Raw genomic sequence first — 15323 nt, forward strand, 5'->3', positions numbered from 1 at the left:
GACCGTCGGACGCCTCAACACCGGCGCGGGGAGCGGGCGCCTCCTCCTCGACGCCCCCGCATCGGCCGCCCAGACTCACCCCCTTCCACATCAGGAGAGTGCCTTGTCCACAGTCTCGAAGACCTCGAGCGCCGTTCTCGCCGCCGCGGCGGTCGGGGTCGGGGTCATGCGCGTTCTGCAGGTCGAGCGGTATCACCGGCGGAAGCTGGCACTGCAGGCAGCGGAGATGCATCAGGCGTGGCTGTCCGACGTCGCCTCGAACGAGACGCTGCGGGCGGCCTGGGCGCCGCCGGGCGAGAAGCTGACGTCCGACGACTACGCGCTGCTGGTGCACTGCAACCGGCAGGTCTCCCTGCTGTCCGCCAAGTTCCGGGCGGGGCTGCTCGACCGGCACGCTCTGCGCGTCCAGGCCCGGTGGCTCATGGAACGCGAGATCGGCCGGACCTACTGGCGCGAGTTCAGCAGCTTCCGCGAGCAGGAAGCCCAGGACCGCGTGGACCGCCTCTTCAACCAGGTCCTGGCCGACGAGTACATCGCCTTCAGCGCCCCGGACACGGTCGCCGCCTGACCCTCGCTGCGCCCCTGCCCTCACCCGATGACCCGTCGGCGGCCCGGTGACCTCCCGGCCCGAACCGTCGGCGCACCAACCCGTCCCACCCACCTCTGTCCCCGATCAGGAGGGTGTCTTGCTCACAACCCAGACCTTCCGCAGCGTCGAAGGCGCCTACGTCGCCTTACTGCAGAGAGCTACGAAGAAACCCGAGCACCGGATCGACGCGCGCGGCAACGCCGCCCGCGAGGTCATCGGTGCCAGTTTCCGCCTGCCCGACCCCCGGCAGCGGCTGCCCTACCTGGCGGAGCGGAAGACGAACCCCGTCTTCCAGTTCGCCGAAGCGCTCTGGTATCTCGCCGGCCGCCGCGACCTGGAGATGATCGGCTACTACGCGCCGTCCATGCGCGCCAGCAGCGCGGACGGCATCCACCTCGGCGGATCCGCGTACGGCTACACCCTGCTCCACCCGGCCGACGGGCACCGGTCACCGTTCGACCTCGTCGTCGAGCTGCTGCAGAACGAGCCCGACAGCAAGCGCGGCTACCTGCCCGTGTTCTCGGCGGCCGAGCTCGCCGAACGCTCCAACCCGGACGTCGCCTGCCTGGCCGGTCTGCACCTGCTGCCCCGTGATGGCCAACTGCACATGGTCTGCAACATGCGGGCGAACGATCTCGACTGCGGCCTGTTGTCCGACGTGTTCTCGTTCACGATGATCCAGGAGTACGCGGCCATCCAACTCGGGCTGCGCCTGGGCGCGTACACGCACACGATCGGCTCCGCGCACGTCAACGACCACAACGCCGACCGGGTCCGTCGTGTGCTGGAGGAAGCCGCCAGCCGCCCGGCGGTGCACTTCGCCTTCCCACCCATGCCCGTGGACACCACCGCGGCGACGATCGAACACCTGCTGGTCCACGAAGAGGCACTGCGTACCAACGAGCTGTGCTACACCGCCCTGCACATCCAGAACCGTCTCGGCCTGCATCCGTACTGGCAGCAGGTCGTGATGCTGTTCGAGCTGTACCGGCAGATCCAGCACGACCAGGTCGACGCCGTCGACCCGGCCCTCCTGCACGCCCTTGACCCGGGCCTGCGCTGGCTGGTGGTACGCAAGTGGCCGGCCTGCGCCGCAGCGGTCGACGGGGGTGCCCAGTGAGCGCCGGCAAGCCGATGAGCGGCGCCGTGGTGGGCGGGGTCGACTTCGACCGGTGGGCGGTCGTCCTGTGCAAGCCCGACGCCGTGGCGCGCGGGCTGACCTCCCGCATCCTGGAGATGGTCTCGTCCGCAGGCTTCACCGTCACCGACCGCATGGACGTTGTCGCCGCGCCGTGGCAGGCGCACGTCGCCTACCGCGACATGCTCGCCGCCACCGGGCGCAGCGACATGCGCGACCTGCCCTCGTACATCGATGCCGCCTACGCAGGGCAGCCCGTCACGCTGGCCCTGGCGCACGGTGAGCCGGGTATTCACGCCCGGTTGCGGCAGCTCATCGGCCACACCGACCCGACCCGTGCTGTGGCCGGGACGATCCGCGGTGACCTGGGAGACGACAGCCTCGCCGTCGCGCGGGCGGAGAACCGTCTCGTGCGGAACCTCGTGCACGCCTCCGACGACCCCGCCGGAGCCCGCCGCGAGTACGGCACGTGGTACGGGCCGGGCCGCCGTCTCCAGATCAGCGATTTCGACCGCTGCTCGGTCGTCCTGTGCAAGCCGGACGCTGTGGCGCGGGGCCTGGTCGACTCGGTGCTCGAACGGATCGCCGCCGCCGGCGCCACGATCGCCAACCGGATCGACGTCACCGTGCAGCCTTGGCAGGCCCACGTGCACTACTGGGACCTCTTGGTCGATGCCGACTGGTTCCCCGACCGGGACATTCCCGCGTGTCTGGACAACGCGTACGCGGGCAAGCAGGTCACCATCGCCCTCGCATATGGCGAGCCGGGCATCCACGGCCGCCTGCGCCAGCTCATCGGGCACTTCGACCCCACTCACGCGGCTGCTGGCACCATCCGCGGCGACCTCGGCAACGACAGTCTCGAAGCCGCTCTCGAACAGAATCGCCTCGTGCACAACTTGGTGCACACCTCCGACGACGCGGACGCGGCCCGCCGCGACTTCGGCACCTGGTACGGCGCCCGCCGCCGCTTGCTGCTCACCGCCCCGTCGGTCGGCGTCCCCCTTCAGACCACGCACACCCCCCGCTGACCGTCCCCTGCCCGGAGGCCCCCCTGTGACTGCCCCCTCGATACCTCGCCGCCGCCCGCTGCCCCTGCTCACCACCGAGCAGATCAGCGGCCTCAACCCCGGCCTCGCCGACGTGATCGAATACCGCAAGTCGGGCCTGTCCCTGAACCATGTCGTCGGCTGCCCGCTGGACTGCGGCTACTGCGTTCGGCACCTGTTCGGCAACTTCGAGATGAAGACACCGCGGGCGCTGATGCGCGACGAAGCCGCCGTCACCCTGCTGGTCAGCCACCCGTACTTCCGGCCGCACAAAACACCCATCCAGGTCTTCAACCGGGCCACCGACCCGATGCTGCCGGTGGTCAAGCCCCACACGTTCGAGGTCCTGCGGCTGCTCGACGAGCAAGGCCTGACCAACCACGTCCTCGTCATCACCCGGTGGCGGGTGAGCGCGGACGACTGCGCCGTCCTGAACTCTTTCAAGAACCTGCGCCTGACGGTCCTCGTCACCTACTCCGGCATCGACCACCGCGACATCGAGCCCGTCAACTCCACGTACGCCGCCGACAGCCTGCGCATGCTGCATGAGCACGCCGAGCACTACCGCACCGTCCTGTACTGGCGGCCGATCGTGCCCGGCCTCAACGACTCCGACGAGCACATCGAGCGGGCCCGCGAACTGTCCCTGCACGCGCACGCCACCGTCTTCACGGGCCTCTTCTTCCGCGACGAGATCAAGGCGTACTACGAGGGCCATGGCATGCCGATGCCGTACGACGACACGGCCCGGCGGAAGATCATGCCAGAGCAGGCGGAGCAGCGAATCCTGGGAGCCTTCGACCTGCACAAGGCCGCCGGCGGAGCCGAGTGGGGTGCGCTGTTCCGCAAGACGAGCTGCGGAGTCGCCTACGCCTGGGGCGAGGCCGACTACAACGGCCACTACGGCATCCGAGAACTGTGCGACATCTGCCCGCCCGAACAGATCGCCCTGTGCAAGAAGGGCTGGGTCAAGCCGTCGCTGGACGCCGTCGTGCACGAAGCGCGCGCTCTGGGAGCGGTGGGCGACGTTGAGGTCAACGACCGTGCCATCGTCGTCGAGGGACTGGACGAGCCGCCCCGCTACTACCTGCAGCACGGGTTCGGCTACCAGTGCCACGACCGGAGCAAGCCCCACCACTACCGCCAGCACGGCCGGGCCCCCATCGGCTGGGAGGCGGAGGACGGACCCGACACGCCATGAACTTCGCCACCTGGCCCGCGCTGCTCGTCGTCGACATCGAAGGCAACGGCACCAACCCCCCCGACCTCGTCGAAGTCGCCGCGCTGCCCGTCCGGGACGGACACCCCGACAAGGGCACCGCGGGCTGGTGGCTGACCCGTCCGAACCGCCCAGTCACCCCCTTCGCCGCCCGAGTGCACGGCTGGACCAACGATCACTTGGCCGACAAGCCGGCATGGGCCGAAGTCGCCGACCAGGTGCGCGCCTTCCTCGGCAACGCATGGATCTGCGCACACAACGCGCACACCGACTACCGCGTGCTCAGTGCGCACCTGCCCGGCTGGGAGCCCGCGGGCGTTCTGGACACGCTCCGGCTGGCCAAGGACACCTTCCCCGACCTCGGCAAGTACAGCCTCGACCGGCTTATCGAGCACGTGCAGCCCGACCTGCGCGAAGCCCCCGGCGACCGTCACCGGGCCACCTTCGACGCCTTCGCCACGGCGCAGCTCCTGATCGCCATGGCCTCCCGCTACGACACCTGGGACCAACTGGTCGGCGCGGCCGTGCCGCCCGGCCTGCCCGGCGCCCCCGAACCAGAAAAGGACCCCACCCTGTGGTGACTTCCTCCGCCCAGCCCCTGCGGATCGCCGTGCTCGGCACCCACTCGACGGGCAAGACGACGCTCCTGAAGCGCATAGAGATGGAACTGCGCGGCCACGGCCTCACCGTGGCGCGCACCGGCCAGCTCGGCAAGCGCGCAGCCGCGGCCGGCCTGCCCAAGATGCAGCACCACACCGTCCGGTCCACCGAGTGGATCATCGCGCAGGGCATCGTCGACGAGACCAACGCCGCCGCGCAGGGCGCCGAAGTCGTGCTCATCGACCGCGCCGCCCACGACGCCATCGCCTACTTCGAGGCAGCGATGGTGTTCCGGGCCGAGACCCCGCCCCGCCTCGAACGCGAACGCCTCCTGGCCCTCGCCTCCACGCAGCTCCCCAAATACGACCTGCTGTTCGCGACCGTGCTCGACGAGAGCGTGCCCATCGACACCAGCCACGACTACGACGCCCACTTCCGGCGCCTCGTCAACGAGCGCGTGCACCGTCTCCTGGCCAACGACGTCATCCCCCACCGGCGGGTGACCAGCGATCCCGACAGCCAGGCCCACGCCGTTGAGGTCGCCGTCCAGCGCTGCCTGAAGGAGGAGCTCGTATGATCCCCGCTCCGCCCGCCGGCAGCATCACCATCGCCGGGAAGACCGTCTCCCGGCTCGGCTTCGGCACCATGCGCCTGACCAACCCCGGAACCTGGGGTGACCCGGACGACCGCGGCACCGCGCTCAGCATCCTGCGCCAAGCCGTGCACACCCACGGCATCAGCCACATCGACACCGCCGACGCCTACGGCCCCCACACCGTCGAACACCTCATCCGGGCAGCGCTCTACCCCTACCCCGACCATGTGCTGATCGCCACCAAGGTAGGCATGCTCCGCCCGGCCCCCGGCCAGTGGAAGCCACTCGGTAACCCCTTCTACCTGCGGGCCTGCGTCGAAGCGAGCCTTCGGCGACTGAAGGTCGAGCGCCTGGAACTGTGCTACCTGCACCGCATTGACCCCGAAGTATCGCGCGACGACCAGATCGCCGTACTGGACGCCCTGCGGGACGAGGGGAAGATCGGGCACTTCGGCCTGTCGAAGGTCACGCCCGAGGACATCCGGTACGTGCACAAGTACCTGCCCGTCGCCGCGGTGCAGAACGTGCTGAACACCACCGACCGCGACGACCCGGCCGTGGAAATGTGCCGCGACCTCAACATCCCGTACGTGGCCTATCGGCCGCTGGACGCTGGCGTTCTGGCCCAGGTCCACGGGGTCGCCGCTCCGCTGCACTGGGTCCTCTCCCAGGGCTCGCACGTCGCCGTCATCCCTGGCACCAGCCAGCCCCGGCACCTCGACGAGATCGTAGCTGCCGTGCAGGACGGTCCGGCCTGATGCGCAGCGCAGTGGCCACCGTGCCCGCGCGGCGCCGTCCCGCCGCCTACGAGAACTGGCGGCCGCCGGTGGTCGGCGTCTCGCTGCTCGTTCCGGTCGGCGCCGACTGCATCACGGTCGTCGATCTGCGCGGCATACTGATGCTTCCCGTGGGCGGCGTGTATGACGGGCAGACGCCAGAGGAAGCCGGCTACCGGGTGCTCGTCGACCCCTCCGGCGGGCTGAGGCTCCTGCGGCGCGTCGCCGTCGACTGGGTGCAGACGCGACGCAGGAAGGTGATCACCCACATCATGGCCGCGGCGCCCATGACCCGCGCCGCGGCGACGGGCCTGGTGTACCGGGACCCACGGGCCACCGTGCGCGTCATGTCGACCCTGCAGTTCTTGGATCAGTGGCCGACCGGGCGGACGCGTCTCCTCGTCAGCCTGCAGGCCCTGGCGACCGGAGACACAGTCGGCCCTGTCGCCGAGGTGACCGTCCATGGGCACCGGATGGTGGCCGGCGCCGGTCTCTTCCCCACCTACGAGACCGGCTCCCAGGTCGCGCACCTCGTCAGTGCCGGCCTGCGGGAAGCCGTGGACGCCGCTTGGCCCCGGGAGGAGACCCGCGAGAAGCTCGTGCGCGCGGCTGAGGCCATGGAGCGGAGGGCCGCGTCGTGACCGTCGCCCGGCTGCTCGCAGTCCTGCTCGGTGCCGCCCCGCCTGACGAGCCCATGGCCCGGCTGCTCGTCCTGGATGAGGAGGCCTTCACCCAGCGCGTCCGCCTCGCGTGCCCCGCCGACGGCGCGGACACTACGGGCCGTTGCATGCCTGACTTCGCCCGCGTAGGGGGTGAACGCGGCCCTCGCCCGCCTCTACGCGCGATCTGGCATCGCCTTCCGGGCCCGGACCGGAGAGCAGGTCCGCGACCTGCTGCGCTCCTGGACGCCGCTGGAGGCCGACGGGCCGTTGACCACCGTCTCCTGTCGCCAACCCGCCCCCTTGCACGAACGCTTCGACCACTCCGACGCCTACGCCATCCTCGCCTCGCCTGGAGACCGCACCCCATGACCACCGCGACGCCGATCCCCCTCGCCCCGTCTGCGCGCCGTCCGCGCATCGAGGACTACGCCCTCATCGGAGACACACAGACCGCCGCCCTGGTCTGCCGGGACGGCAGCGTCGACTGGCTGTGCCTGCCCCGCTTTGACTCACCGGCCGTACTCGCCAGCCTGCTGGGCACGAACCGGAACGGGTTCTGGCGGATAGGGCCCGCCGTCCCCGCCGGTGCGTCAGCCCCGTACGCCGACCGCCGCCGCTACGTGGGCGACAGCCTCATCGTCGAGTCCGAGTGGGACACCGCGGCCGGCACCGTCCGCGTGCTCGACCTGATGCCGCCCCGTGACGGGCACGGCCCGCAGCTGGTCCGCATCGTCGAAGGCGTCTCCGGCACGGTGGAGATGACGTCGGCCCTCTCCCCGCGGTTCGGCTACGGCCGGACGAGGCCGTGGATCCGAGAGCAGGACGGCCGGACCGCCGCGGTCAGCGGACCCGACGCCCTGTGGCTCGACACCTCCGTGCCGGGCACCGAGAAGGACGGCATCGTCCACCACACGTTCACCGTCGCAGCCGGCACGTGGGTGGCCTTCGCCCTGAGCTGGCAGCCCTCCCACGGCGTCCAGCCCGAAGTCCCGGATTCCGAAGAGGCCCTCGCGCAGACCGCGGCCTTCTGGGCGGCGTGGGTGGCCCAGCTCAGCTACGACGGCCCGTACCGCGAGATGGTCGTCCGTTCCCTGATCACCCTCAAGGCGCTCACCCACGGTCCCACCGGCGGGATCGTCGCCGCGCCCACCACGTCGCTGCCCGAGGAGATCGGCGGGGTGCGCAACTGGGACTACCGGGCGTGCTGGCTGCGCGATTCCGCGGTCACCCTGTCCGCGCTGCTGCGCACCGGTTACCGGGACGAGGCGACCGCGTGGCGGCGGTGGCTGCTGCGCACGCTGGGCGGTGACCCGGAGAACCTGCAGATCATGTACCGCATCGACGGGGGCCGGGAGCTGCCCGAGCGGGAGCTGCCGTGGCTGCCCGGGTACGAGGGGTCCGGCCCGGTCCGTGTCGGCAATGGTGCGGTCGACCAGTTGCAGCTGGATGTGCCCGGCGAGGTCGTCGAGACGCTCTTCCTGGCCCACCAGCACGGGGTCGCGCGCTGTGAGAACACCGAGGCGCTGATCCTCCACCTCGTCGACTACGTGCGCCTGCACTGGCGCGAGCCCGACGACGGCATCTGGGAAGTCCGCGGGGGAAGGCGCCACTTCACGCACTCGAAGATCATGTGCTGGGTGGCGGTCGACCGCGCCGTCCGCCTCGTCAAGGACGGTGCCCTGGACGCCGACCTCAATGCGCTGACGGCCCTGCGGGACGAGATTCACGCCGACGTCTGCGCCAAGGGCTACGACCCTGTCCGCAACTCCTTCACCCAGTCGTACGGCTCGCGCGAGCTGGACGCCTCGCTGCTGCTGCTCCCCCGTACGGGCTTCCTCCCCCCGGACGATCCGCGGGTGATCGGCACGGTCGACGCGGTGCGCCGGGAGCTGTCGTCCCACGAGGGCCTGGTTCACCGGTATCCGACGGCCGGCGCTCAGGAGGGGGTCGACGGGCTGACCGGTGACGAGGGCGCCTTCCTTCTGTGCTCGTTCTGGCTGGTCGACGCGCTCGCGCTCACCGGTCGCGCCAGTGAGGCGAGGGACCTCTTCGAGCGGTTGCTGACCCTGCGCACCGACCTGGGCCTGCTCGCCGAGGAGTACGACGCGGTCACTCGCCGGCAGCTGGGGAACTTCCCGCAGGCCTTCTCGCTGCTGGGCTTGACCGAGAGCGCGGCATTGCTGGCCGAGCTGGACAGGGCGGTGTCGCCGGTGATGGCCGCGTGAGCGCCACCCCAGTGGTTTTGTACGCCGGCCCGCCGCAGCGGCGCCTGCGGCATCTGCAGCCCCAGTCCGCCGACCGCACGCCAGCGAGGATCCGATGACCCCCCTTCTACAGGAAGCGCTCATCCTGGCGCCGTGCGCCCTCGCTGCCGCCGGCGGCGGCAGCGCCGTCTACTTCGCCAGGTCGGCCGCACGGCACCGCCAGGCCGCCGGCGCCGCCACCCGACGGGCCACCGACGCCGCACAGCGCGCCGCCGCCCAAGAAGAGGAGGCGCAGCACCTGGCCGGCTCCCGGCTGCCGGGACTCATCTACGCCATGCAGCACGGAGCCGGCGACCCGACCGCGGTCGGTGCCCTTCTCCACCAGGTGCTGGCCGGCACCGACACCGACCGAGCCCACCAGACGGTGCTCGAGCAGGTATTCACTGCACTGTCCGAGGCCGCCACGCGGTCCGAGGGCGCGGCAAGAGTGGCGGTTCAGGCGACGACTCGGTCCGTGCAGCCGCTGGGCTACGAGCTCCAGTCCGCCATCACCAAGCTCCTCTCAGCGGGACACGATCACAAGACGCTCGAGCTGGTCCAGCCGATCGACCACACCGCGAGCCAGCTGCTCAGGCGGCTGCAGATCCTCGGCGTGCTGACCGGCATGTGGCCCGGCCGGCAGCGCGACGATGTGCCGCTGCTCGACGCGGTACGCGGAGGCATCTCGCGGATCCGCGACTTCCCCCGCGTCCAAGTGCCCCCAGCCCGCCCCCTGTACGTCGCCGGCCGTTACGTGGAGCCCTTGGTGCTGCTGCTGGCCGAGCTGCTGGACAACGCCGCCCGCCACAGCGCGCCGACGACCCCGGTCGAGGTGTCCTTCGTGGAGACCCACAACGGCGTGAGCGTCGAGATCCACGACGCCGGTCCCGGAATGACGCCGGAGGCCCTCCACGAAGCGCGGCGGCGCGTGTCCGGCCAGTACCCGGTGCAGTTCACCGAGCTGAGCAACCCGGCCGCGTTCGGCCTGCACGGCGTCGGCGTCCTGGCCGGCCGCTACGGCTTCCGGGCCAGCCTGGACATCGAACACTCCCGCTACGGCGGAACGCGGGCCGTGGTACAGGTGCCGCGCACCATGCTCGCCCCGCCACCCGCCCAGGAGCCCCAGCACACGGCGCACCGCCCCGCCGCCACGGAACCAGCATCCGCCGCACCCGCGGCACCGCGCCACTCCCCCTACCCGGTGGCCGACGACGGCCTGCCAGTGCGGCGCCGCCGCGGCGCCGTCGCACCTCCGGTTCAGGCTGCGCCCGACTCCGAACCCCCGCCGCCGCGCGCCGGCCAGGGCCTGGCCGCGTTCGCCAGCGGCACCCGATCCGCCCACCACCCGACACCCCAGGAGCCGACCTCATGACCACCAGTGCCGACCTGTCCTGGATCCTCGACGACCTCGTCGCCTTCCCCGGCGCCCGGAACGCGGTGGTGCTCTCCGCCGACGGCCTGCGCATGGCCGCCTCCCGCGACGTCACCGACGAGCTCGCCGACCACATCTCCGCCACCGCCTCCGGCATGCAGTCCCTCAGCCGCAACGCCGCGACGTTCGTGGGCGACGACGTCACCCCCTGGCAGCAGACGATGATCCAGTACCGCGGCGGCTACCTCTTCCTCGTCGCCGCCAGCGACCGCTCCTACCTGGTGGCGTCCGCGCAGGCCGACGTGGACATCGTCGCCTTCTCGGACCGGATGGCGAAGGTCGTCGAGAGGCTGGGGCCGGTACTGGGCGTCGCTCCCCGCCAGAGTGAGGACGAGCGGGGATGAGCCCGGCGGGGCGCGGCGATGACCGGCTCGTGCGGACCTATGTGGTCACCGGCGGCCGGTCACAGCCCAGCCGCAACCACTTCGACCACATCACGCTGATCAGCCTCGCCGCGTCCTCCCCTCACCTCAACCGCGGCACGCTCAACCCCGAGCAGCTGACGATCCTCGAGGCGCTGTCCCACAGCTCCCAGTCGGTCGTCGAACTCGGCGCCCTTCTCGGGCTGCCGGTGAGCGTGATGCGGATCCTGCTCGCCGACCTCATGGAGGCGGGCCACATCTCCACCCGGCAGCGCATCACCGACGCCGCCGACCCCACCCGACAGCTGCTGGAGGACGTCCTTGCCGGGCTTCAACGGCTCTAATCCCCCGATACTGCGCGGGGACGAGCGCACCGCGAAGATCCTGATCGCCGGGCACTTCGGTGCGGGCAAGACCACCTTCGTTCACGGCCTGTCCCAGATCGCGCCCGTCAGCACCGAAGAGGTGATGACCAGCGCCGGTGAAGGCATCGACGACCACGCAGGCCTGCCGCAGAAGACCACCACGACCGTGGCGATGGACTTCGGCCGGCTCCACCTCGCCGACGACCTGGTCCTCTACCTCTTCGGAGCGCCCGGCCAGCCCCGCTTCTTCACCATCCTCAAGGACCTGGCCTACGGCGCACTGGGCGCGCTCGTCCTCACCGACACCCGCCGCCTGCACGAGACCTATCCCATCCTCGAGCTCGTCGAGGAACTCCACATGCCGTACGCGGTCGCCGTCAACGCCTTCGACGGCGCGCCGGTCCACCCTGAGCCGCGGCTGCGGCAGGTCATGGACCTCGCCGAGACGACCCCGCTGGTCACCTGCGACGCCCGAGAGCCGGCGAGCTCCCGCAACGCGCTGATCGTCCTCATCCGCCACCTCCTCACCCCGGAGCCCGCCCGATGACCACCCGCCACGAGTTCGATGCCGCCACGTGCCCCGTGCGCGGGCACACCCCGCCGCCCCAGCGGCCCCTGCCGATCTACGGCCCTGCCTTCGACGCCGACCCACAGGCCACCTACCACCGGCTGCGCGACATGGGCCCGGTCGTCCCGGTCGAGATCTCCCCCGGCGTCTACGGCTACCTCGCCGTCACCTACCGGGCCTGCCTCTACCTGCTGCGCCACACCCCCGCGCTGTTCCACAAAGACCCCACCTACCACTGGCAGGCCCTGCGCACCGGACAGATCCCGGCGGACAGCCCAACGCGGCAGATGATGATGCCCCGGGACAACGCGCTATGGAAGGACGGCGCGGAACACCAGCGGCTGCGCGGCGCCATCACCGGTGCGCTCGCCCGCATCGACACCTACGCGCTCGCCGACACCGTCGACCACGTCGCCGACAGGCTGATCGACGCCTTCTGCCCGGCCGGGCAGGCCGATCTCGTAGCCCAGTACGCCGACCCGCTGCCGATGCTCACCGTCATCGAGCTGTTCGGCTGCCCGCCCGAGCACGGCGAACGGATCATCCGCTACGTCACCCGCCTGTTCGCCGCCGGGGACGACGCCGCCCAGGCCAACACCGCACTCGAGAACGCCTGCCTGCAACTCGTCCAGCTCAAGCGGGCCCGGCCCGGCCGCGACATCGTCAGCTACCTGATCCAAGCCGGGCTCAGCGACGGCGAACTCGTGCAGACGCTGCTGCTCCTGTTCGGCGCGGCGGCGCCGCCGACCGCCAAGCACATCGGCCGCGGCATCCAGCGCTTCCTCGCCAGCGAGCGGTTCGCCGGCAGCGTGTACACCGGCGTCACCCCGGTCGCCGCCGCCCTCGAAGAGGTGCTGTGGGACGAGCCGCCCGTGCCGAACTACTCCCCGCTGTACGCCCAGGGCCCCCAGTACGTCGAAGGCGTCACCGTCCAGCCCGGCTACCCGATCCTCATCTCCTTCGCCGCCGCCAACAGCGACCCGGCCGTAGCCGTCGACACCGACCAGCGTGCCGGGAACCGCGGTCACCTGGCCTTCAGCGCAGGCGTGCACGCCTGCCCGGCCCCGGGACTGGCCCGCGTCATCTCCGAGACCGCCGTCGAACGCCTCCTCGACCGCCTGCCCGGCCTCGCGCTCACCGTCCCCGCCGCCGACGTGGCCAACCTGCCCGGCACCTTCCTCGCCGGCCCCGCCTCGCTCCCCGTGCACTTCCAGCCCGCTCCCGCACCCACCGGAAGGTGACCACCATGCCCGCCATCCCCACCCCCGAGTCCGCGTCCCAGAGCCCGCTCACCGGCTGCCCCTACCGCCTGGACGGGACCGGTTCCGACATCCACGGCGAAGCCGCCGCCCTGCGCGACCGCGGCCCGGCCACCCAAGTCGTGCTGCCCGGCGACATCGACGCCTGGTCCATCACCGACCCCGGCCTCATACGCCGCCTGCTCACCCACCCCGACATCTCCAAGGACGCCCACCAGCACTGGCCCGCCTACCTCGACGGCGAGGTCCCCGAGACATGGCCGCTGCGGATCTGGGTCGACGTCCGCAATGCCCTGTCCGCCTATGGCACCGAACACCGCCGCCTGCGCCGCCCCCTGGCCGCCGCGTTCGCCACCCGCCGCGTGCGGGCGCTGATCCCGCAGATCGAAGAGATCGCCCGCACCCTCCTGGACGAGGTCGCAGCCGCCGGACCCGACCAGGTGGTGGACCTGCGCGAGACGTTCGCCTGGCGCCTGCCGCTGCGGGTCGTCAACGTCCTGCTCGGCGTGCCCGACGACCTGCACAACGACTTCCGCGACGCCGTCGGAGCACTCTTCCTCACCGACGCCACCCCCGAGGCCGCCGCGGCGGCCGGCCAGCGCGTCTACGAACTGATCTGGCAACTCGTCGACCGCAAGCGGAAGATGCCCGGCGACGACGTGACCAGCGCCCTCGTCGCCGCGCACACGGAGGGAGAACTCAGCGACCCCGAACTCGCCGACAGCTTCGTCCTCCTCATCGGCGCCGGCCACGAGACGACCGTCAACCTCCTCGACCACGCCGTCACCAACCTGCTCACCCACCCCGACCAGCTCCACCAGGCCACCTCCGGCCACACCCCCTGGGAGCAGGTCGTCGACGAGGCGCTGCGGCTGGAAGCGCCCCTCGCGACGATCATCATGCGCTTCGCCGTACGCGACGTCACCGACGAAACCACCGGCATCACCTTCGCGAAAGGCGACGCCCTGGTGATCAACTACGCCGCCGCCGGCCGCGACCCCGGCGTCCACGGCCCCGACGCCGACCGGTTCAACTCCAGCCGCCCCACCGCACACCAGCACCTGGCCTTCGGCCACGGCACCCACATGTGCCTGGGCGCCGAACTCGCCCGCATCGAGGCGCGCATCGCCCTCAAGGCCCTCTTCACCCGCTTCCCCAACATGCGGCTCGCCGTCGAGGCCGACCAACTCCGACCGCTGCCCAGCTTCATCTCCAACGGCCACCAGAGCCTCCCCGTCCGCCTCGGCCAGCCGGCCGCCTGACCCCCATCCCGCCAGGACCACCAGTGACCACCATGACCGCCGAGCCCATCGCGCCCCTGTCCGAAGCGGCCAGACGCGTCGCCGCACGCCTCGTCTACGGCGAAACCAACGCCGCGATCGCAGCGCACCTGCACCTGTCCGTGCACGGCGTGAACAGTCAGCTCCGGGCGGCCCGCAGACACGTGGGCTGTCCGCCAGAAGCCTCCCGGGCAGTGCTCGTGCACGCGCTCCTCACCGCCCGGCAGGTCGACCCGCCCGACTGCCACAGGCCGTCCCCGCGCCTCGACGAGAACGAGCAGCGGCTCCTGCACGCCCTCACCCGGCACTCCCGCAACGCCACAATCGGCGCGGCCATCGGTGTCTCCGCCCGAGACGTACGCGCCGACATCGACTCCCTCCTGGCCAGGGCGTGCGCGGACAACACCGCACACCTGATGGGCCTCGCCCACGCCTGGAAGCTCCTCGACGACACGGCATCCGCCTCCGCCCCGTCCGCGGCAGGACCGGCCTGATGGGCACCACGGGCGCCATCGACGGGCTGACGATCGGCAGAGACAATCCACGGCCGGCTTACGAGATGCTGCCCATCAGCACTGGTGCATCCCGAGCCGAAGCAGCAGCTCTCGCGCAAGAGGCTGCCCTCCGGCTCGCGGAGCAGCACATAGACCACCCCACCAGCCACCTGGTGGACCTCATCCGGTCGCAAGCCGACGTGCTCGGCCTGTATGAGGACGGAATCCTCATCAGCTGCCTCGTTGTGCCCCCGGATCCTGACGTGCGGCACTGGGGCACCGAGGGCCGAGCCCCCGGACTCCTCGTGTCCCTGGTCCCACCGGTGCCGGGCGGCGACATCCAGGGAGTACGACTGCTGACCCTGTGGCTCGCCGACCGAGCGGCACGAAGCGGCCTGGAATGCGTCTGGTGGGAGATCCCGACCACCACAAACGCCAGCAGCGAAGCGAGCACATCGCTGACGGACACTCTGCACGACCTCGGGTGGGAGTACCTGCCGCCCATCCACCGCACCGACGGGGAGCGGGTGAAACGACTGCGGTTGCGTGCCGAGCCCCGAGACGCGTCCGCGGTGGCACTCTCCGCCCCCGACGCGGCACTGCGCCTGCTGGCGGTGAGTGAACGGTGAAGCCCTGTGTTTCTACCGACCTCCCTGTCGTCGGTTTGCCTGCCGCCGGTGGCCGGACCTTGA

The 15323-nt window shown here is 71.1% G+C and carries 18 protein-coding genes; all 18 read left to right on the top strand.

The window, feature by feature from the left end:
• The first annotated feature begins 103 nt into the window (after positions 1-103).
• The 18 genes from ACIP67_RS37280 (at position 104) to ACIP67_RS37365 (ending at position 15260) form a co-directional block, all read left to right on the top strand.
• The gene (locus tag ACIP67_RS37280; protein ID WP_401697921.1) at positions 104-568 is read left to right on the top strand and encodes a DUF6082 family protein; all 465 of its coding nucleotides are present in this window, start codon (positions 104-106) and stop codon (positions 566-568) included.
• Between the two features lie 118 nt (positions 569-686).
• Positions 687-1709, top strand: a complete 1023-nt coding sequence (locus ACIP67_RS37285; RefSeq protein ID WP_401697922.1) for a thymidylate synthase — start codon at positions 687-689, stop codon at positions 1707-1709.
• A complete protein-coding gene (locus ACIP67_RS37290) occupies positions 1706-2758 on the top strand; it encodes a nucleoside-diphosphate kinase (protein WP_401697923.1) in 1053 nt (350 codons plus the stop codon). Before ACIP67_RS37285 ends, ACIP67_RS37290 begins: the two co-directional genes overlap by 4 nt.
• 25 nt (positions 2759-2783) lie before the next feature.
• Positions 2784-3977, top strand: a complete 1194-nt coding sequence (locus ACIP67_RS37295) for a radical SAM protein (protein WP_401697924.1) — start codon at positions 2784-2786, stop codon at positions 3975-3977.
• A complete protein-coding gene (locus ACIP67_RS37300; RefSeq protein ID WP_401697925.1) occupies positions 3974-4576 on the top strand; it encodes an exonuclease domain-containing protein in 603 nt (200 codons plus the stop codon). Before ACIP67_RS37295 ends, ACIP67_RS37300 begins: the two co-directional genes overlap by 4 nt.
• Positions 4573-5172: an AAA family ATPase gene (locus tag ACIP67_RS37305; protein ID WP_401697926.1), complete on the top strand. Its 600-nt coding sequence runs from the start codon at positions 4573-4575 to the stop codon at positions 5170-5172. The genes ACIP67_RS37300 and ACIP67_RS37305 overlap by 4 nt, the downstream gene beginning before the upstream one ends.
• Complete coding sequence (locus tag ACIP67_RS37310; RefSeq protein ID WP_401697928.1) at positions 5169-5948, top strand: aldo/keto reductase; 780 nt, start codon at positions 5169-5171, stop codon at positions 5946-5948. Before ACIP67_RS37305 ends, ACIP67_RS37310 begins: the two co-directional genes overlap by 4 nt.
• Positions 5948-6607, top strand: coding sequence for a hypothetical protein (locus tag ACIP67_RS37315; RefSeq protein ID WP_401697929.1), 660 nt, complete (start codon positions 5948-5950; stop codon positions 6605-6607). The genes ACIP67_RS37310 and ACIP67_RS37315 overlap by 1 nt, the downstream gene beginning before the upstream one ends.
• 171 nt (positions 6608-6778) lie before the next feature.
• Positions 6779-6997, top strand: a complete 219-nt coding sequence (locus ACIP67_RS37320; protein ID WP_401697931.1) for a hypothetical protein — start codon at positions 6779-6781, stop codon at positions 6995-6997.
• Positions 6994-8853: a glycoside hydrolase family 15 protein gene (locus tag ACIP67_RS37325; protein ID WP_401697932.1), complete on the top strand. Its 1860-nt coding sequence runs from the start codon at positions 6994-6996 to the stop codon at positions 8851-8853. The genes ACIP67_RS37320 and ACIP67_RS37325 overlap by 4 nt, the downstream gene beginning before the upstream one ends.
• 94 nt (positions 8854-8947) lie before the next feature.
• Positions 8948-10243, top strand: coding sequence for a sensor histidine kinase (locus ACIP67_RS37330; RefSeq protein ID WP_401697934.1), 1296 nt, complete (start codon positions 8948-8950; stop codon positions 10241-10243).
• Positions 10240-10647, top strand: a complete 408-nt coding sequence (locus tag ACIP67_RS37335) for a roadblock/LC7 domain-containing protein (RefSeq protein ID WP_401697936.1) — start codon at positions 10240-10242, stop codon at positions 10645-10647. Before ACIP67_RS37330 ends, ACIP67_RS37335 begins: the two co-directional genes overlap by 4 nt.
• Positions 10644-11009 carry a DUF742 domain-containing protein gene (locus ACIP67_RS37340; RefSeq protein WP_365777488.1) on the top strand — a complete coding sequence of 122 codons (366 nt, stop codon included), beginning with the start codon at positions 10644-10646 and terminating at the stop codon, positions 11007-11009. The genes ACIP67_RS37335 and ACIP67_RS37340 overlap by 4 nt, the downstream gene beginning before the upstream one ends.
• On the top strand, positions 10987-11577 hold the full coding sequence (locus tag ACIP67_RS37345; RefSeq protein WP_401697938.1) for a GTP-binding protein: 591 nt from the start codon (positions 10987-10989) through the stop codon (positions 11575-11577). The genes ACIP67_RS37340 and ACIP67_RS37345 overlap by 23 nt, the downstream gene beginning before the upstream one ends.
• Complete coding sequence (locus tag ACIP67_RS37350; RefSeq protein WP_401697939.1) at positions 11574-12839, top strand: cytochrome P450; 1266 nt, start codon at positions 11574-11576, stop codon at positions 12837-12839. The genes ACIP67_RS37345 and ACIP67_RS37350 overlap by 4 nt, the downstream gene beginning before the upstream one ends.
• A 5-nt stretch (positions 12840-12844) precedes the next feature.
• Positions 12845-14119 (top strand): cytochrome P450, encoded by a 1275-nt coding sequence (locus tag ACIP67_RS37355; protein ID WP_401697941.1) that lies wholly within the window; start codon positions 12845-12847, stop codon positions 14117-14119.
• A 32-nt stretch (positions 14120-14151) separates the two neighbouring features.
• Complete coding sequence (locus tag ACIP67_RS37360; protein ID WP_401698032.1) at positions 14152-14631, top strand: sigma-70 family RNA polymerase sigma factor; 480 nt, start codon at positions 14152-14154, stop codon at positions 14629-14631.
• Positions 14631-15260, top strand: coding sequence for a hypothetical protein (locus tag ACIP67_RS37365; RefSeq protein WP_401697942.1), 630 nt, complete (start codon positions 14631-14633; stop codon positions 15258-15260). The genes ACIP67_RS37360 and ACIP67_RS37365 overlap by 1 nt, the downstream gene beginning before the upstream one ends.
• Positions 15261-15323 lie beyond the last annotated feature (63 nt).

Source organism: Streptomyces sp. NPDC088812 (assembly GCF_044750285.1).
Taxonomy (GTDB): Bacteria; Actinomycetota; Actinomycetes; order Streptomycetales; family Streptomycetaceae; genus Streptomyces.